Here is an 18,188-nt window from a genome sequence, read left to right on the forward strand (position 1 = left end):
AGTTCCACTCACAAGGGCTTACTTCTCCTCGTACTTGGGGAACACCGGCGTCGGGGCCGGGAGAGCGGTGCCGGGCACCGAACGTGTTGCGATGTCCGCGAATTCGCGGTTCGACGCCCCAAGTAGGTCGAGGATGCGCGACGCGGAATCGGGCATGACGGGCTGAGCCAGGATGCTCACGATGCGCAACACCTCGATCGTCACGTACAGCACCGTGGCCATGCGATCGGGGTCGGTCTTGCGCAGCACCCATGGCTGCTGCAGCGAGAAGTAGCGGTTGGTCTCGCCGAGTACCGACCAGATCGCTTCGAGCGCGGAATGGATTGCCTGCACGTCGAATTCGCGGCGGCAGATCTCCAGCAGCGCGTCCGCGCGGGCCAGCATCGCCTCGTCCTCGGCGGTGAAGTCACCCGGTGTCGGAAGCTCTCCTTCGAGGTTCTTCGCCACCATCGTCAGCGAACGCTGCGCGAGGTTGCCCAGTTCGTTGGACAGGTCGGCATTGACGCGGGCGACGATCGCCTCGTGGCTGTAGCTGCCGTCCTGCCCGAACGAGACCTCGCGGAGGAAGAAGAAGCGCACCGGATCGAGGCCGTAGTTCTCCACCAACGAGTCGGGAGTCAGCACGTTGCCCAGAGACTTGGACATCTTCTCGCCCTTGACATTCAAGAACCCGTGCACGAACACTCGCTTGGGTAGCTCGATGCCTGCGGACATCAGGAATGCAGGCCAGTAGACGGTGTGGAACCTCGTGATGTCCTTGCCGATGACGTGCAGATCGGCGGGCCAGAACTTCCGATACGCCTCCGAGTCGGTCTCGGGGAAACCCGCACCGGTGAGGTAGTTGGTCAACGCGTCGACCCACACGTACATGACGTGCGCGGGATCGCCGGGTACCGGCACACCCCAGTCGAATGTGGTTCGGGAGATCGACAGGTCGCGCAAACCGCCCTTGACGAAGTTCACGATCTCGTTGCGGCGCGTGTTCGGCGCGATGAAATCGGGCGACGCGTCGTACATCTCGAGCAGTTTGTCCTGGTACTGCGAGAGCCGGAAGAAGTACGACGACTCCTCGGTCCACTCGACGGGTGTGTTCGACTCGGTCGCGACGCGGGACCCGTCCTCGGTCAGGGTGGTCTCGGCCTCGGTGTAGAACGCCTCGTCGCGGACCGAGTACCAGCCGGAGTAGGAGTCGAGGTAGATGTCGCCGTTCGCCTCCATCCGCCGCCACAGTTCCTGGCTCGCGGCATGATGGTCGGCATCGGTGGTGCGGATGAAGCGGCCGTACGAGCTCTGCAGCAGATCGTGCGCCGCCTGGAAGGCGTCGGAATTGCGCGCCGCGAGCTCGCGGACGTCGATGCCCTCGTTCTGCGCGGTCTGCTGCATCTTGAGGCCGTGCTCGTCGGTTCCCGTCAGAAAACGCACGTCGTAGCCATCGAGGCGCTTGAAGCGCGCGATCGTGTCGGTGGCGATGTATTCGTACGCGTGCCCGATGTGGGGTGCTCCGTTGGGGTACGCGATTGCCGTGGTGACGTAGAAGGGTGGCCGTGAGGCATCAGCTGGCGCAGTCATGGTGCGCCTACTCTATCCAGCGTGAGTAGAGAACGTCCCGCGCCACCGCTGCCCGATGCCGTCGGCACCCTCGTCGACGCCCACACCCACCTCGATGCCTGCGGAGCGACCGATGCCGCGAGCGTGGCCGCGATCGTCGATCGCGCCGAGTCGGTGGGGGTCACCCGGGTTGTCACGATCGCCGACGACCTCGACGCCGCGCGCTTCGCCGTCGACGCTGCATCCTGGGATCCACGGGTGTGGGCGGCGGTCGCGATCCATCCCACCCGCGCGAATGCGCTCGACGACGCAGCGAAGGCCGAGATCGAACGACTCGCGGCCGATCCCCGCGTCGTCGCCATCGGCGAAACGGGTCTGGACTACTACTGGCCCGGCAAGCTCGACGACTGTGCGACGGTCCCGGAGCAGCACGAGGGATTTCGCTGGCACATCGATCTCGCCAAGCGCCTCGGAAAGCCGCTGATGATTCACAACCGCGAGGCCGACGAGGATCTGCTCGCGGTCCTGGTCGCCGAGGGCGCTCCGGAGACGGTGATCTTCCACTGCTTCTCCGGCGGGCCCGAGACCGCCAAGGCCTGCGTCGACGCCGGTTACGTTCTCAGCTTCTCTGGGACGGTCAGTTTCAAGAACGCGCATGCGCTGCGTGAGGCCGCAGTGTTGGTGCCCGACGAGTTGGTGCTGGTGGAAACGGATGCTCCGTTTCTCACGCCGCATCCGTTTCGCGGTGCACCCAACGAGCCGTACTGCCTGCCGTACACCGCCCGGGCGCTGGCCGAGGTTCGTGGCCAGGACCCGGCCGAACTGGCGGCGCATGCCACGGCGAATGCCGAGCGGGTGTACGGGCTGTAGCTCCTTGGGTTGCGGCGGAGGTACTAATTCGTTACCGTACCGTGACCGAACTCGGGCGTTTCGACCCCGAAGTCACGCTTGCAACCGCCAGGAATACGAAACTTGTCGACTATCAGACGCCTCAACTCCGCTCGTTCGACCACGCTCTACCTGGTCATCGCGGCCCTGTTGATGACGCTGGTCGCCGGGGGCGTGATGGCGGTGAGCCGTCACAAAACCGTGACCATCGACGTCGACGGCGACATGATTTCGCTGAGCACGATGAAGACCGACGTCAACAGCGCTCTCGTCGATGCCGGCTACACGCCGTCGGACAAGGATCTGGTCGTTCCCGCGCCCGACTCCGGGCTGAGTGACGGCGACACCGTCGTGCTGCGCCGCGCTCGCGAGATCACGCTGAACGTCGACGGCAAGCCGGAGGAGATCTGGACCACTGCGTTGACGGTCGAGGAAGCTCTGCAGCAGACGGGCCTCGCCGAGGACGTCCACGTGTCGGCGTCTCGGTCCGAGCGGTTGCCCCTCGACGGCACCGAACTGGACGTGGCCCTGCCCAAGCAGGTCTCGCTGGTCGACGGAGGCAGTCCGGCAACGCCGGTGACGCTCGCCGCTCCGACCGTGCGCGAATTCCTCGAAGCAGCGGGCAAGCCATTGGAAGAGGCCGACACCGTGTCGCCGGATCCGGATGCCGCCGTCACCGACGGTGCCGAGATCGTCGTCACGCGCGACCGGACCGTCACCAAGACCGAGACCACCGACACCGATGCCCCGGAACAGCGCATCGAGGATCCGACGATGAACATGAGCAAGACCGTCGTCGAGAACCCCGGCGCTCCCGGCGTCTCCGACATCACCTGGAAGATCAACATGGTCAACGGGGTCGAGGCCGGACGCGAGAAGATCGACGAAGTCGTCAAGGTGCCTGCGCAGCCGAAGACCGTTCGAGTCGGAGCCAAGCCCGGCACCGAGGTCCCACCCGTGGAGAACGGTGCGATCTGGGACGCGCTTGCTCAATGCGAGGCAACCGGCAACTGGGCCATCAACACCGGCAACGGGTTCTACGGCGGCGTGCAATTCGACCAGAACACCTGGGAACGCCAGGGCGGCCTGAAATACGCACCGCGCGCCGACCTCGCCACCCGCGAAGAACAGATCGCCATCGCATCGGTGACGCAGAAGTCGCAGGGCTGGGGCGCATGGCCGGCATGCACCTCGCGTCTGGGTTACCGCTGATCACCTGCCCGCCCGTAGAGTTCGCACCGTGTCCGAACATGTGAGGGGAGCTGCGGCTCTGCTCGGTCCTGCCGAAGTCCGCTCTCTCGCTGCCGAGCTCGACGTGCGTCCCACCAAACAACTCGGCCAGAACTTCGTGCACGACGCCAACACCGTGCGACGCATCGTCGCCTCCGCCGGTGTCGGACCTCAGGACACCGTCCTCGAAGTCGGTCCCGGTCTCGGATCGTTGACTCTCGCTCTGCTCGATGTGGCCGACGCCGTTGTCGCGGTCGAGATCGACCCCAAGCTCGCGAACCGCTTGCCCATCACTGTGGCCGACCGCGCCCCCACCCTCGGCGAACGGTTGACGGTCATCGAAGCCGACGCGTTGCGCGTACGGGCCGAGGACATTCCGGGACACCCGACGGCATTGGTGGCGAACCTGCCGTACAACGTCGCGGTGCCTGTGCTGATCCACCTGTTCTCGGAGCTGCCCAGCCTGCGGGTGGCCGTGGTGATGGTCCAGGCCGAGGTCGCCGATCGCCTCGCCGCGGTACCGGGAAGCAAGATCTACGGCATTCCCAGCGTCAAGGCCCGATTCTTCGGTGACGTCAAACGGGCCGGGGCAGTAGGCCGTTCGGTGTTCTGGCCGGTCCCCAAGGTGGAATCGGGGCTGGTGCGCATCGATCGATACGCCGAGCCGCCGTGGCCGACCGACACTGCACACCGGAAGTCGGTCTTCGCTGTCATCGACGCCGCATTCGCCCAGCGCCGCAAGACTTTACGAGCAGCCCTCGCGGGGTGGGCTGGTTCACCCGTCGCCGCGGAGCGCAGACTCCGTGAGGCCGGAATCGATCCCACAGCCCGCGGCGAAACGATCGACGCGGCTGCGTTCGTTCGTCTGGCGGCTACCGAGGCCTGACGTCTCGTTCTTACAGGTGAATGTCCGACAGTCGCGTCAGTTCGCTCCACTTCGACGCCTCGGCGCGTGCCGCTGCGACAGGTGCGTACCGGTCGGCCTCGGTGAGACTTCCCAGCTCCAAGCCGGTCGCCGACGCGATGTCTGCTACCGGAACCTGATACGTGCGGTACGGGCCGAGCGGTGGGGGATCGGTCTCGACCCGTAGCGGTTTGTCGAGAATCGGGTCGAGTGACGGCGACTGATCGAGCACGTATCCGGTGCACGCCGGTGCCGAATCCTGGGACCACGCGGCAATCTTGAAGAAGCGACGCGGTATGGCAATGCCTCGGTAGATCGGATCGTCGTCGGCGAAGATGCAGCCACTGAACACCGAGAGTCGTTGCCCGTACTGCTCGGCATGGCCCAGTACGTAATCCTCGAGCCCCAGCCACAGAGTTTTCGATTGGTTCAGAGTGGCGGTCTGCGGAGCGCACACCGTGTAGTGGAAGGTATCCGCATTGGCGCGCGTCGCGACCGACAGCTCGCCCCACACCGGATCTCGTCGGCGAACGAGATGCCCACGGTCGAGGTCGTTGTTCGAGTACAACTCGTTCCCCGCCTGCTGCGCTGCCGGAAGCCGCTCGTCCAGACGCCAATCATCGCCTCGCTCCACGTCTTTCAGACTCGAGCCGTCGATGTTCACGCCGGTGACCGCGGCGAGGCGTCGGGCAGGATCCATGGACACCGAGAAATGCGTGTACGGAAGAACCACCAGGCCTGCTCGACCCGGCAGCGGAACGTCGATGTCGGCCAGGAAGGTCGGGTCGAAACCGAGTGGGGTCGTCATGGACCCATTGACTCACGCGTCGGTTACCGGAGAGTGAACCGCGGCGAGGTATCGCCGTTCGAGGGCCGCATGACGCGCGGCGACCACGCGGCATTCCTCTTTCAGTTCCGGCGGGTCGAGCACGGTGAAGTCGGTGTCGAACGCCGCCAGCCAGCGGGCGATCGACGGCAGTGAGTCTCCCGAGAGCACCACCGCACACGAGGTGTCGTCGATGGATTCGAGTGTGCCCCAGTGCTCGTCGACCATCGGGGCGATCGTCTCGATCGGCGCATGCAAGCGAATGCGCGCCTGAACCTGGGTGAACGCGCGGTCGATTCCCTGCGAGACGTAGGCCGCCGCGCCGCCCGCAGGTAACTCCCGCGGCGTGAACCGTGGGCCGGTGGGAATCTTCGGAGTGAGCCGATCCACCCGATACGATCGCCAATCCTGGCGCAGCACATCCCAACCCAGCAGATACCACCGCGCTCCCGCCCGAACCAAGCTGTAGGGCTCCACCTCGCGCCGAGACTCCGAACCGTCGTGCTTGCGGTAGTCGAATCTCAGTCGCTCGTGCCCATGGCACACCGCAGCCACCGTCGACAACACCGCCGCATCCACCGCAGACCGCGGCGTGTGCTCCACCACGTCGATCCGGAGGGCGTCGAGCCGATGCCGGATGCGCGACGGCATCACCTGCCGGAGCTTCGTCAACGCACGCAACGACGCCTCGCCGATCCCCGCCACCGACCCACCGGCCGCCGACTGCAAACCGAACGCCACCGCCAACGCCTCGTCGTCGTCGAGCAACAACGGGGGCATCTCGGCACCCGGCCCCAACTGATAGCCGCCGCCGACGCCCGGCGTCGCATTGACCGGATAACCGATATCGCGCAACTTGTCGACATCGCGCCGCAGCGTGCGAGGCGTCACGTCGAGCCGTTCCGCCAGCTCTGCACCCGCCCAATCGCGCCGGGTCTGCAGAAGCGACAACAGCCGCAACAGCCGGGCCGAGGTTTCCTTCATGTCCACACAATGCCACCGAATGCGGACATCTTCGGTCCTCTTTACCGACCCGACCCCCCACCGGAGTCCACTCAACGTGACATTGACACCCGAAAAGTCCACCGAACGTGACATTGAGTACCCCCAGGTGGGCCGTCTGATGGTGAACCCGGCCCCTGTTTCTCCACTACTGTGGTTAAACGTGCTGTCTGTCGTTCCCACGCCCGTTGTCGTTCGGGCCCCGTCGAAGGTGAATCTGCATCTTTCGGTCGGTGACCTGCGTCCCGACGGCTTTCACGAGTTGACGACGGTGTTCCAGGCGCTGTCACTCTCCGATGAGTTGTCGGTCGTTCCGGCGAAGGCGTTGTCGGTTCGGGTGCGCGGCGACGACGCGAAGGTCGTTCCGACGGATGCGCGGAACCTGGTCTGGAAGGCCGCCGAGTTGTTGGGCCGTCGGGTCGGGCGCGAGCCGTCGGTGGAGATCACCATCGACAAGGGCATTCCGGTCGCCGGCGGCATGGCGGGCGGTAGTGCCGATGCTGCCGCGACGTTGGTTGCGCTCAACGCGATGTGGCATCTCGAACTCTCGCGTGACGAGCTCGACGAGCTGGCGGCCGAACTCGGTAGCGATGTGCCGTTCTCGTTGCACGGCGGTACGGCGGTCGGTACCGGCCGCGGTGAGAAGTTGCTTCCGGTGCTCTCGCGTAACAACTTTCATTGGGTTCTGGCGTTGGCGAAGGGTGGTCTGCAGACCCCTGCCGTGTACGGCGAGCTCGATCAGTTGCGGGCCAAGGGCGATCCGCCCAGGCTCGGCGGCACCGAGGATTTGATGCATGCCCTCGCGTCGGGTGATGCGCGGGCCCTCGCCCCGCTGTTGGGCAACGATCTGCAAGCCGCTGCGGTCTCGCTGATGCCGCAGTTGCGTCGCACACTGAGAGCGGGTGTCACTGCGGGTGCGTTGGCGGGCATCGTGTCCGGCTCGGGCCCCACGTGTGCGTTCCTGTGCGCCGACGCCGATGCGGCGGTGTCGGTGAGCGCTGAATTGTCCGGTGCAGGCGTGTGCCGCACCGTCCGTGTTGCGAGTGGACCGGTTCCCGGTGCTCGTGTGGTCACTAGTGAATCGAATGGTTTTTCCTGATGGTCAATCTCGTCAATCTCGAAAACGTCAGTAAGTCCTTCGGCGTCAAGCCTCTGCTCGACGGCGTCTCCCTCGGTGTGCAGGAGGGCGAACGCATCGGCATGGTCGGCCTCAACGGCGGTGGCAAGACCACCACCCTCGAGGTTCTCGCCGGCATCGAACCCCCCGATTCGGGACGCGTCAGCCGCGTCAACGGACTGCGGATGGCCGTCGTCACCCAGCGTGGTGTGTTGCCGCCCGGGTCGACGGTCGGTCAAGTGGTGCTCGATCCGCTCGGGATGGCCGAGCACGAGTGGGCCGGTGATTCCCGGGTACGAAACATTTTGACCGGCATCGGTATTGCCGACCTGGGTCCGGCCGGTAGCTCCGGACTGGACGCGCCGATCGACAACCTCTCCGGTGGTGAGCGTCGACGAGTCGCGTTGGCAGCAGCCCTCGTTCAGGATCTGGATCTGTTGGTGCTCGACGAGCCCACCAACCACCTCGACGTCGAGGGCGTGCAGTGGCTGGCCGCGCACCTGGTGAGCCGTCGGAGCGCGCTACTGGTCGTCACGCACGATCGGTGGTTCCTCGACACCGTCGCCAATCAGACGTGGGAGGTCGTCGGGGGTGGCATCGAAACCTACGAGGGTGGCTACAACGATTGGGTCTTCGCGCGTGCAGAGCGCTCCCGTCAGGCCGACGCATCCGAGGAGCGGCGTCGCAACCTCGCCCGCAAGGAACTCGCATGGCTGCGCCGCGGTGCTCCCGCGCGAACGTCCAAGCCCAAATACCGGATCGAGGCCGCCGAGGCATTGATTGCCGACGTACCGCCGCCTCGTGACTCCGTCGCGCTGTCCTCCTTTGCGCAGCGCCGTCTGGGCAAGGTCGTCATCGAACTCGAGGACGCGCGCCTGGAAACTCCCGACGGCCGTGAGCTGGTCAAGGACTTCACGTGGCGTCTGGCTCCCGGCGAGCGCGTGGGTCTCGTCGGCGTCAACGGCTCGGGTAAGACGACGATGTTGCGTACGCTCGCCGGTGAACTGCAGCCCGCTGCGGGCAAGCGCATCCAGGGCCAGACCGTCAAGATCGGGTGGCTGAAGCAGGAATTGGACGACCTACCCAAGAAGCTGCGGGTCCTCGACGCGGTCAAGGAGGTGGCCGAGCGGATCACGTTGGGCGACAAGGAGATTTCTGCCGGGCAGCTCGCGGAAAGGCTGGGCTTCACCCCCGCTCGCCAGCGCACGCCCGTCGGAGACCTGTCCGGTGGCGAACGACGCCGCCTGCAGTTGACGCGAGTCCTGATGGCCGAGCCGAACGTGCTGTTGCTCGACGAGCCGACCAACGACCTGGACATCGACACCCTGCAGCAGCTCGAGGACATCCTGGACGGCTGGGCGGGCACGCTCGTCGTCATCAGTCACGACCGGTACCTGATCGAGCGCATCTGTGACTCGACGTGGGCACTGTTCGGTGACGGCAAGCTCACCAACCTGCCCGGCGGCATCGAGGATTACCTGCGCAGGCGGGCCGTCCTCGCCGCCGACGCGACGCCGGACTCGTTGACCACCGGCGGGGTGCCTCGGAAGGCAACCCGTGATGCGGCTTCGGAGCGCGCTGCCCGTAAGGAACTCAGCAAGCTCGAGAAGCTCGTCATTCGCCTGTCCAAGCGGGAGACCGAACTGCACGCCGAACTCGCCGAGGCTGCCACTGCGCCGGACAAGCTCGTGGCCCTCGACACCGAACTCAAGCAGGTCCTCGCCGACAAGGACGTCGCCGAGGAACGCTGGATGGAATTGGCCGCCGAGTTGGAGTAGAGGGCTTCGCCCATGTGAGTGGTTGAGTAGAGCCTGCGCCATGTGAGTGGTAACTCGTGACCTGCTACGAAGTTTCATGCACATGCGCGCAGCGCATACTGTGCACATGGCATCGGTCGTCGCAGAAGTGATGGGTTCGGATTTCGCTCGTCTGCATCCCAAGGTCCAATGGCGTTTCGGTTTGCAGTCCTCGGATCATCGGGCTCAGTTCGGGGTCGGTGTGATGGAGGAGATGACTCACTCTCGTCTCGTTCCTCCGCCGCTGCTGTGGGCCGGTCGTAAGCGAGGCCTGTTTCCTGCTGGGGTGGGCAAGGATGTGCCTTTCACCATTGCCAACTATGCGTACGTCGACGAATTGGGCCGCGAGACAATGTCTTTCGTGCGTCGCTTCGCGTTCGCTGCGCGTCCGCAGGGGATGAATTCGGTGATGGTGTCGTCCGCCGAATCCGACGCATATGCGCTCGACTATCTGGGCTTCTCGTCGGACATGGTGGTGCACACCACGTGTGCGGTCGACTCCGACGGTGGGTTGGTGCTCGAGAGCGAGGTGCCACGGTTTCTGCTCGGTCCCATTGCGCCGAAGTTGCCGAAGGTGGCCTCTGCGGTCACGATCGGTCGGGAATGGTGGGACGCGGCAGAGGAACGGCACCGCATCGAGATCGAAGTCAAGAGCCCGGTGCTCGGCCAGTTGTTCCTGTATCGCGGGTGGTTCACCGCCGAGGAGCGCGAGTGCCGTCCCGCCGACATACCGTCCGACGCGCGGCCGCGCTCGATCGAATCACGCGAATAGCGCTACTGTTACGCGTCGATCGAAGCAGGTGAAAGGGAGTCCGCAGTGGCCGTAGTCGAAGCCGAGGTAGTCGGTGGTGTCGGGCATATCGTCCTGAACCGGCCGGAGGCCCTGAACTCGTTGAACGAGGCCATGATCCACGGCATTCGTGCGGCACTCGATGCGTGGCGGGACGACGACACCGTCGGTTCGGTTCTGGTGACGAGCAGTTCACCGCGCGCGTTCTGCGCCGGCGGAGACATCAAGGCCATCAGGCAGGCGGTGATCGACGGCGACCGAGAAGCCGGGCCGCGCTACTTCTCTGCCGAGTACGACCTCGACGAGATCATTGCGACGTACCCCAAGCCGTATGTGGCGGTCATCGAGGCCGCGGCGTTCGGGGGAGGGCTCGGAATCTCGGTGCACGGCAGCGTTCGGATCGTGACCGAGAACGCTCTTCTGGCGATGCCGGAGACGGCGATCGGATTCGTTCCCGACGTGGGCTCGAGCTACTTTCTGTCCCGGTTGCCCGATCACATCGGACGCTACTTGGCGCTGACAGGCACCCGGATCACCGGATCCGACGCTGTGACACTGGGATTGGCGACACACTTCTGCCCCAGCGAAGCCGTCCAGGCGCTGAAGGACGACATTCTCGGCGGCACCGATCTCGGTGCAGCGCTCGAGCGACACACGACTCCGCCGCCGACGACGGAATTGTCGTTCGACGCGAAAGCGGTGGCCACGGTGTTCGAGAAGACCTCGCTCGTCGACATCATCGATGCATTGGAGTGCGATACCGCGTGGTCTCGCACTACCAAGACTCAGTTGGCAACGCTGTCGCCGACGTCCTTGATGGCCACCGATGCCCTGATCGAGCGGGCTGCGGACAGTACGTTGCGGGAGTGCCTCGATCGCGAGTTGCGGCTGGCGACATGGATCATCGCAGAACCGGACTTCGCCGAGGGGGTGCGCGCAGTGCTGGTCGACAAGGACCGCGCGCCGCAGTGGAAGCCTCTGGTGCTCGAGATGGTGCGACCAGAGGCCTTCCAGCAGCTGCTGTGACCGTCAGTGGGTCAGCGGTAACCCTTGGCGGGGTTCTGCAGGTCCAGCACGATGGTCTGGCCGTTGGAACGCACGTGGATCTCCGGGTTCTGCAGACCGCCGGAGACGAGGTATTCGCCGAGGAGCTGAAGCAGCTCGTCGGGGCCGACGGAAGTGTCAGGGGTGCGAATGTCGCCGGTGCGGCTGCCGAGTTCGTTCTGGGTCAGCCGACCCGCGATACGAACCGAGGCGACGCCCATGGCGGTACGACGGTCGGGTGCCTGGCCGCGGCCGAGAGACGGCGACGTGCTGCCGCTGGAGGCGTGAGCGGTGGAACGGCCGTTGGTGGGCAGGCCGTGTTCTGAGATCTGATCGCTGGTGGTCACTTCAACCTCGTTCGATTCCGTGGCGGGCTTCTCTGATGCTGCGGGCTGTAAAGCGGATGCCGTGTCGGTGGACGTGACCACTGCCGCCGGGAAATCGGTGGTGGTTTCGGCCGCCTTCTCGGCGGGTGCAGCTACCGAACTGTCGGTGCGGGCACCGTTGGACGGAGTGGAATCGGACTTCGGCGGCGTCGCCAAACGATGCGCGGGAGCGCCACCGACCTTGATCCCGGCCAATGGGTAGTTCGTTCCCTTAGTCATGTCGTTTTCCACTTCATCGTGATTCTCGGGTGGTTCCGCGCCGAGACGCCATGATCGGAGAACTCACATGACGCCCAACTCGGCGTCGAGCACGCCAAAACGTACTCGAAGTTTGTTCGGACCGCCTGAGAGTAGCATCACGATTGTTTAGATCGCCATTTTTTGGTCCAAAGGCTTGTTCTGGATCCTGAACCACACCACGAAACCCCAGGTCACAAACCCGGCGTATACCAAGTAGAGGACAGCGGACGGGTAGAAACCAGCGATCACCAGCAGCGGGACGCCCACGATGTCCACCGCGATCCAGATGAGCCAGAATTCGGTGAGCCCGCGGGCCATGCCGAACGTCGCCAGCATCGAACCGGTGAAGATCCACGCATCGGCCCACTTGCCGAACGAACCGAGGTACCCGAACAGCTGCGCGAACACGATCGTTCCGACGACTGCGACAGTGATCATCACCAGTCGCTCACGGGCAGTGCCCCAGCGCGGAACGACGGCGGCCCCCGAGTTCTTCGAGCCGCGCATCCACCGGGTCAGCCCGTAGGCGCTGACGGCAATGAACATCAGCTGCCGTCCGGCTTGTCCGTACAGATCCAACGCCTGCGGAGTGTGGAACACCCCGCCCATGAAGACGGTGAACAGCAGCGCATTTCCGATGATTCCCACCGGCCACGCCCACACGACTCGACGCATTCCGCCGACCGCGGAGAGCAGTCCGAAGCCGTTCCCGATCACCTCGCGCCACAGCACCGGGTGGCCCAGCACACTGAATTCGGCGTCGAGCAGATCTGTCAGCACCGCGACAGGCTACTGATCGCCTGCGGCGACGAGGGGCTCGAGGGTGAGCTCGGGCATCTCCTTCTGGATGTACTGCAGTCGCCATTTGTCGCTGACGAGAGCCAGCAGGGCGCCGTCGGTCCGGGTGAAGACCTCGACGCCGCGCTGACGGCCCAATTCGACGGCCGACGCCGCGTCGGTGCGCCGAGCAAGTGAGTAACCCAACGGTTCCATCCGAGCGTCGACGCCGAATTCGGTCTTCATTCGTGCGGTGACCACCTCGAACTGCATCGGGCCGACGGCCGCGAGAACCGGGGAGGCGTCGCCGCGAATGTCGTTGCGCAGCACCTGAACCACGCCCTCGGAGTCGAGTTGTTCGACGGCTCGGCGGAACTTCTTGTACTTGTCGGCGCTGTCGACGCGCAGTGCCGAGAAGTGCTCGGGTGCGAACGACGGGATCGGTGGGAACTCGACCTTCTTGTCGGTGTAGAGCGTGTGGCCCGGGGCCAGGGCGGTGGCGTTGACCAGACCGACGATGTCGCCGGGGTAGGCGTTCTCGACCGTCGTCCGGTCACGGCCGAAGACGGTGAGCGCGTACTTGGTGGTGAACGGCTTCTTGGTCTGTGCGTGCGTGACGACCATGCCGCGCTCGAACACACCCGAGACCACGCGCATGAAGGCCAGGCGGTCTCGGTGTGCGGTGTCCATGCCGGCCTGCACCTTGAACACGACGGCGCTGAAGGGATCGGTCACCGCGCGCACCCCGTCGGAGACGTCGGCCCGGGGGCCGGGTGCGGGGGCCAGCGCCACCAGGGTGTCGAGGATCTGGCGCACGCCGAAGTTCAGCATCGCCGATCCGAAGATCACCGGTGACGTCTGGCCGGCGAGGAACATCTCCTGGTCGTGTTGCTGGCCGCTCGAGATCAGCAGATCGCTCTCCTCGACGGCGGTGTCCCAGTCGACGCCCTCGCGCTGCGCGGCGGCCTCGGCCGTCATGAATTCTTCTGGCGCGATCGTGGCACCACCCGCAGTTCGGGTGAAGCGGATGTAACTGCCGTCCTGCACATCGAGCAGGCCACGGAAGTCACCAGCGATGCCGACGGGCCAATACAGAGGCGTCGGCGTCAGGCCGATGCGTGACTCGATCTCGTCGAGCAGTTCGAGCGGGGACTGACCCGGGCGGTCCCACTTGTTGATGACGGTGATGACCGGGATGCCGAACTGGCGGCACACCTGGAACAGCTTGAGGGTCTGCGGCTCGAGGCCCTTCGCGGCGTCGATGAGCATGACGGCCGCGTCGACCGCCGTCAGGACGCGGTAGGTGTCCTCGGAGAAATCGGCGTGGCCGGGGGTGTCGACGAGGTTGATCACGTTGGTGACCTCGGCGTCGGGGGAGGTCTGGTAATTGAACTGCAGCGCAGTCGAACTCACCGAAATGCCGCGCGCCTTCTCCATCTCCATCCAGTCCGAGACGGTGGAGCGGCGGCCGGCCTTGCCGTGAATGGCACCGGCCTCGGAGATGACGCGCGCGTGCAGGGCGAGGGCCTCGGTGAGCGTCGACTTACCGGCATCGGGGTGTGAGATCACCGCGAATGTTCGACGCCTCGCGACCTCGAAATCGAGTTCCCTGGCCGAGTGTCGAGCGGGGCCGGAGTTCGGTCCTGACCCGTCGAGTGCTGCATCGACGTCGGGGGAACTGGGCGGGGTACTCACGAAGGCCTCTATCTCGTAGTCACGGCAACGGCAAAGGTCAAGGATACGCGGCCGGTAACGGTCACCGGTCATCGCGGGATTGCTTAGGGTGAGGGACGCGGAAGGACCGTCGAACGAGGAGATGACGCGTTGAGCAAGTTCACCGACGAGATGTTCGAGACCGCAAGCAGCAGCAAACGTGGTTTGGTCACCGGGGAGCCCGAGGCGGCGTTGCGTCAGTCGTGGGGTGAGATCCACGAGCAGGCGCGGCGGATGGCGGGCGCACTGGCCGACGCGGGGGTCGAACACGGCGACGCGATCGGTATTCTCGCCGGCCAGCCCGTCGACATCGCACCTGCCTGCCAGGCCACGTGGATGCGCGGAGCGTCGGTGACGATGTTGCATCAGCCCACCCCGCGGACAGATCTGGCCGTCTGGGGCGAGGACACCGAAACCGTCGTCCGGATGATCGACGCGAAGGCGGTGATTCTGGGAGCTCCGTTCGACATCGCCGCACCGGTGCTCGTCGAGCGCGGCATCACAGTGCTGAAGATCGACGACATGAAGTCCGGCCGTGACATCGATCCGGTGCCGACGGCCGAGACCGACATCGCGCTGCAGCAGCTCACGTCCGGCTCCACCGGGTCGCCCAAGGCCGTGCGCATCACGCACGAGAACTTCTACGTCAATGCGTACGCGATGATCGATCGCATCGAGTTCGACGTCAATTCCGACGTCATGGTCAGTTGGTTGCCGCTCTTCCACGACATGGGCATGGTGGGCTTCCTGTCGGTACCGATGCAGGTGGGTGCCGAGGTCGTGAGCATCACGCCGTTGGACTTCCTGCGCTCGCCGCTGTTGTGGGCCAAGCTCATCGACAAGTACCGCGGAACAGTCACTGCTGCACCCAATTTCGCGTATTCACTGTTGGCGCGTCGGCTGCGTCAGGCGGAGGACGATCTGGATCTGGATCTGTCGACGCTGCGTTACGCGTGGAACGGTGCCGAACCCGTCGACCCCGACACGATGATCGCGTTGGCAGAAGCGGGTGCGCCGTACAAGCTCGATCCCGCGGCCCTCGCGCCCGTGTACGGAATGGCGGAAACGACTCTCGCCGTGTCGATTCCGGACCCCGGTCAAGGACAGGTGATCGACGTGGTCGACGCCGATCTGCTCGAAACGCTCGGCCGCGCAGTCCCGTCCACCCGCGGCAACACCCGATCCCTGGCCACTCTCGGAAAGTTCGTTCCCGGTCTCGAGGGCCGTGTCGTGGACAAGGAAGGGCAGGTGCTCACCGCCCGCGGCGTCGGCATCATCGAGGTCCGCGGCAAGGCCGTCACGCCCGGATACATCACCGTCGACGGCCCCGTGCCGACACAGGACGCCGACGGCTGGCTCGATACCGGCGACGTCGGCTACATCACCGAGGACGAACTGGTGGTCGTCTGCGGCCGGGTCAAGGACGTCATCATCATGGGCGGCCGCAACATCTATCCCACCGACATCGAACGAGCCGCGGGCACCGTCGCGGGAGTTCGGCCCGGTAACGCCGTCGCGATCCGCCTCGACGCCGGCGACAAACGCGAAAGCTTCGCTGTTGCAGTCGAAACGAACGATATCGACAACCCCGACGAGGTCAAGCGGATAGAGCGTGAAGTGATCCACGCGGTGCATTCGGAGGTAGGAGTGCGCCCGCGCACGGTGGCAGTCCTGGGACCGGGCAGCATCCCGAAGACGTCGAGCGGCAAACTGCGACGGGCCAATTCGGTGTCGCTGCTGAACTGATCAGCGCGGGTGTACCCGATTCTGGGCCGCCTCGAGACCGACCTTCAGCAGTAGCTCAGCGGCGTCGGCGGCTTCTTCGATCACGACGCCGAGGTCCTTGCGTTCGGGCGTCGAGAAGGGCTTGAGCACGAACGACGCCGGATCCATCCGTCCCGGTGGCCGTCCGACGCCCACGCGGACCCGCAGGTAGTCCTTGGTGCCGAGGTGCTGAGAAATCGAGCGCAGACCGTTGTGCCCGCCCTCACCGCCGCCGAGCTTGAGTCGCAGTGCGCCGAAGTCGATGTCCAGTTCGTCGTGCACCACCACGATGTTCGCGGGGTCGACGGAGAAGAACCGAGCCAGTGCCGCCACCGGCTGGCCCGAGAGGTTCATGAACGTTCGCGGCTTCGCGACGACGACCGAACGGCCGTCGAGCCGGGCCTGCACGATGTCGGAATTGGACTTCTTGTGCGACGAGAACGACGAGCCGACGCGCCCGGCGAGTGCGTCGGCGACCATGAAGCCCACGTTGTGCCGAGTCTTGTCGTACTGCGGACCGGGGTTGCCGAGCCCGACTATCAGGGCGGGGCCGTTTTCGGTGCTCACGGGCGTCATTCTTCCATCGATGGTTCGAAACGAACGGCGCGCCGTCTCCCGAAGGAGAACAGCGCGCCGCTCGCGATGCAGGGGAGAGGATCAGCTCTCGTCGGAGCTGTCTTCGTCCTCGGAAGCTGCTTCTTCCTGAGTCTCGGCTTCGCCGGTCTCGGAGATCGGCTCGGTGCCTTCGCCGTCGGCCTCGAGGTCTTCCTCGGACGGTGCCTCGACGACGTTGACCAGGAGGGTCTCGCCGTCGGAGATGAGGGTGACATCGGACGGCAGATCCAGGTCTGCCGCGGTGATCTGCGTGCCGATCTCGGCACCCTCGACGGAGACGACGAAGTTCTCCGGGATCTCGAGCGCGTCGGCTTCGATCTCGACGGCGGTCGAGTCGGTGGTGACGAGGGTGCCCGGTGCGGCGTCGCCCTCGACGATGATGTTGACCTCGACGGTGACGCGCTCGCCCTTGTTCAGGACGAGGAGGTCGGCGTGCTCGATGCTGCGACGGATCGGGTGCACGACGATCGACTTGGTCAGTGCCAGCTGCGACTTGCCGGCGATGTCGAGGGTGAGCACAGCGTTGGTGCCGTCGTTACGCAGCACGGCAGCGAATGCGCGGGCGTCGAGTGCCAGGTGCTGGGGGTCGGTTGCGTGTCCGTACAGAACGGCGGGAACGAGGCCGTCGCGACGAGCGCGGCGTGCGGCACCCTTGCCGAATTCGGTGCGGACCTGTGCGGTGAGGTTGTTTACCTTCGATGCCATGGTGCTACATGCTCCTGATAACTGTGATCTGTGGTTCGTGCGGCGTACTTCGTCGGGCTGTCAAACTCGTCGGGGCGGACACGAACGAGCGCGGCCAACGGGGCCGAGCCGCGTCGATAACGGTGGATCCTGATGAGCCGGATCTACCCTCGCCGAGACAACCTGGAAGACAATACACGACCAGGTCACGTGCGCGGAAGTTCGACCCCTGCTACGAACTTCCGCTCACGTGCGAGCGCAGCGAGCAACTCGGCGGCCACCGACCGGGCGACGGCGATGGCGTCGTCCCGACCGCCTGCGGTTCCCATGACCACCGCACCTTCGTGCAACAGTGACAATCGAGTCCCGAGTTCGTCTGAATCGGGGTATCCGGCATCGGCGGCCAGGCGTGCGAACAGCGATCGCGTCCACGCCTTCTCCGATTCGATGATGGCCAACACCGGGCTGTCGGTGCCGCCGAACTCGGCGAATGCGTTGACGAATCCGCAGCCGCGATGGTTGTCGCGCATCCACAGGTCGAGTGCGTCGTAGACCCCGAGTACACGCTGCTCACCCTGGTCGAGGGAGTCGACGTACTGCGTCACGTGCGCACACCAGAGGTCGTATCGCCGCTTCAGATAGCGCTGCACCAGACCGTCCTTGGAGCCGAAGCGGTCGTACAGGGTCTTCTTGGTCGTGCCGGCTTCCTCGGCGATCAGGTCGACGCCGACGGCGCGGATTCCGCGGTCGTAGAAGAGCTCGCTCGCGACGGCGAGAATTCGTTCCGCTGCGGGGGTCAGTGGCTTGTCGTGCATGGCAACCTTTCGAAAGCGCTGGTCGGAGTGGGGTGCACTGCGAGTATAC

Annotated in this window: 17 protein-coding genes; 8 read left to right on the top strand and 9 right to left on the bottom strand. The window is 65.2% G+C overall.

Annotation, left to right across the window (positions count from 1 at the left end; all coding sequences use genetic code 11):
- Positions 1–18: 18 nt before the first annotated feature.
- The gene (gene metG / locus CH285_RS03605; RefSeq protein ID WP_094644518.1) at positions 19–1,569 is read right to left on the bottom strand and encodes a methionine--tRNA ligase; all 1,551 of its coding nucleotides are present in this window, start codon (positions 1,567–1,569) and stop codon (positions 19–21) included.
- Positions 1,570–1,590: 21 nt separating this feature from the next.
- Between metG and CH285_RS03610 the strand changes: the two genes are divergently transcribed.
- The 3 genes from CH285_RS03610 to rsmA all read left to right on the top strand — a co-directional run bounded on the left by CH285_RS03610 (position 1,591) and on the right by rsmA (position 4,552).
- On the top strand, positions 1,591–2,418 hold the full coding sequence (locus tag CH285_RS03610) for a TatD family hydrolase (RefSeq protein ID WP_094644519.1): 828 nt from the start codon (positions 1,591–1,593) through the stop codon (positions 2,416–2,418).
- 102 nt (positions 2,419–2,520) lie between these two features.
- Entirely contained in the window at positions 2,521–3,648 is a 1,128-nt protein-coding gene (locus CH285_RS03615) for a resuscitation-promoting factor (protein ID WP_027496073.1), read from the top strand.
- A 28-nt stretch (positions 3,649–3,676) separates the two neighbouring features.
- Positions 3,677–4,552: a 16S rRNA (adenine(1518)-N(6)/adenine(1519)-N(6))-dimethyltransferase RsmA gene (gene rsmA, locus CH285_RS03620; RefSeq protein WP_048319460.1), complete on the top strand. Its 876-nt coding sequence runs from the start codon at positions 3,677–3,679 to the stop codon at positions 4,550–4,552.
- A 10-nt stretch (positions 4,553–4,562) separates the two neighbouring features.
- On the opposite strand, the gene CH285_RS03625 is transcribed toward rsmA, so the two are convergent.
- Together CH285_RS03625 and CH285_RS03630 are read right to left on the bottom strand one after the other, a co-directional pair.
- On the bottom strand, positions 4,563–5,378 hold the full coding sequence (locus CH285_RS03625) for a DNA/RNA non-specific endonuclease (protein WP_032364123.1): 816 nt from the start codon (positions 5,376–5,378) through the stop codon (positions 4,563–4,565).
- 12 nt (positions 5,379–5,390) lie between these two features.
- Positions 5,391–6,380, bottom strand: a complete 990-nt coding sequence (locus CH285_RS03630) for a helix-turn-helix transcriptional regulator (RefSeq protein WP_094644614.1) — start codon at positions 6,378–6,380, stop codon at positions 5,391–5,393.
- Between the two features lie 181 nt (positions 6,381–6,561).
- Between CH285_RS03630 and CH285_RS03635 the strand changes: the two genes are divergently transcribed.
- The 4 genes from CH285_RS03635 to CH285_RS03650 all read left to right on the top strand — a co-directional run bounded on the left by CH285_RS03635 (position 6,562) and on the right by CH285_RS03650 (position 11,127).
- Positions 6,562–7,497, top strand: coding sequence for a 4-(cytidine 5'-diphospho)-2-C-methyl-D-erythritol kinase (locus CH285_RS03635; protein WP_094644520.1), 936 nt, complete (start codon positions 6,562–6,564; stop codon positions 7,495–7,497).
- Positions 7,497–9,293 (top strand): ABC-F family ATP-binding cassette domain-containing protein, encoded by a 1,797-nt coding sequence (locus tag CH285_RS03640; protein ID WP_027496078.1) that lies wholly within the window; start codon positions 7,497–7,499, stop codon positions 9,291–9,293. Before CH285_RS03635 ends, CH285_RS03640 begins: the two co-directional genes overlap by 1 nt.
- Positions 9,294–9,399: 106 nt before the next feature.
- Positions 9,400–10,083, top strand: coding sequence for a DUF4166 domain-containing protein (locus CH285_RS03645; protein WP_032364166.1), 684 nt, complete (start codon positions 9,400–9,402; stop codon positions 10,081–10,083).
- A gap of 45 nt (positions 10,084–10,128) precedes the next feature.
- The gene (locus CH285_RS03650; protein WP_094644521.1) at positions 10,129–11,127 is read left to right on the top strand and encodes an enoyl-CoA hydratase/isomerase family protein; all 999 of its coding nucleotides are present in this window, start codon (positions 10,129–10,131) and stop codon (positions 11,125–11,127) included.
- A gap of 11 nt (positions 11,128–11,138) precedes the next feature.
- On the opposite strand, the gene CH285_RS03655 is transcribed toward CH285_RS03650, so the two are convergent.
- The 3 genes from CH285_RS03655 to CH285_RS03665 form a co-directional block, all read right to left on the bottom strand.
- Entirely contained in the window at positions 11,139–11,750 is a 612-nt protein-coding gene (locus CH285_RS03655; protein WP_094644615.1) for a hypothetical protein, read from the bottom strand.
- Between the two features lie 147 nt (positions 11,751–11,897).
- Positions 11,898–12,551, bottom strand: a complete 654-nt coding sequence (locus tag CH285_RS03660; protein WP_094644522.1) for a nicotinamide mononucleotide transporter family protein — start codon at positions 12,549–12,551, stop codon at positions 11,898–11,900.
- A gap of 9 nt (positions 12,552–12,560) precedes the next feature.
- Positions 12,561–14,243, bottom strand: coding sequence for a peptide chain release factor 3 (locus tag CH285_RS03665; protein ID WP_032364118.1), 1,683 nt, complete (start codon positions 14,241–14,243; stop codon positions 12,561–12,563).
- A gap of 129 nt (positions 14,244–14,372) precedes the next feature.
- On the opposite strand from CH285_RS03665, the gene CH285_RS03670 reads away from it, so the two are divergent.
- Positions 14,373–16,007 (top strand): fatty acyl-AMP ligase, encoded by a 1,635-nt coding sequence (locus tag CH285_RS03670; protein WP_027496084.1) that lies wholly within the window; start codon positions 14,373–14,375, stop codon positions 16,005–16,007.
- Here CH285_RS03670 and pth read toward each other — a convergent pair whose 3' ends face one another.
- From pth to CH285_RS03685, 3 genes are all read right to left on the bottom strand, one after another.
- On the bottom strand, positions 16,008–16,601 hold the full coding sequence (gene pth / locus CH285_RS03675) for an aminoacyl-tRNA hydrolase (RefSeq protein WP_027496085.1): 594 nt from the start codon (positions 16,599–16,601) through the stop codon (positions 16,008–16,010). It lies immediately after the preceding gene.
- An 81-nt stretch (positions 16,602–16,682) separates the two neighbouring features.
- The gene (locus CH285_RS03680; protein ID WP_027496086.1) at positions 16,683–17,345 is read right to left on the bottom strand and encodes a 50S ribosomal protein L25/general stress protein Ctc; all 663 of its coding nucleotides are present in this window, start codon (positions 17,343–17,345) and stop codon (positions 16,683–16,685) included.
- Positions 17,346–17,530: 185 nt separating this feature from the next.
- On the bottom strand, positions 17,531–18,139 hold the full coding sequence (locus CH285_RS03685; protein ID WP_032381753.1) for a TetR/AcrR family transcriptional regulator: 609 nt from the start codon (positions 18,137–18,139) through the stop codon (positions 17,531–17,533).
- Positions 18,140–18,188 lie beyond the last annotated feature (49 nt).

This window comes from Rhodococcus sp. 05-2256-B1, assembly GCF_002258465.1.
In the GTDB taxonomy this organism is placed as follows: domain Bacteria; phylum Actinomycetota; class Actinomycetes; order Mycobacteriales; family Mycobacteriaceae; genus Rhodococcoides; species Rhodococcoides fascians.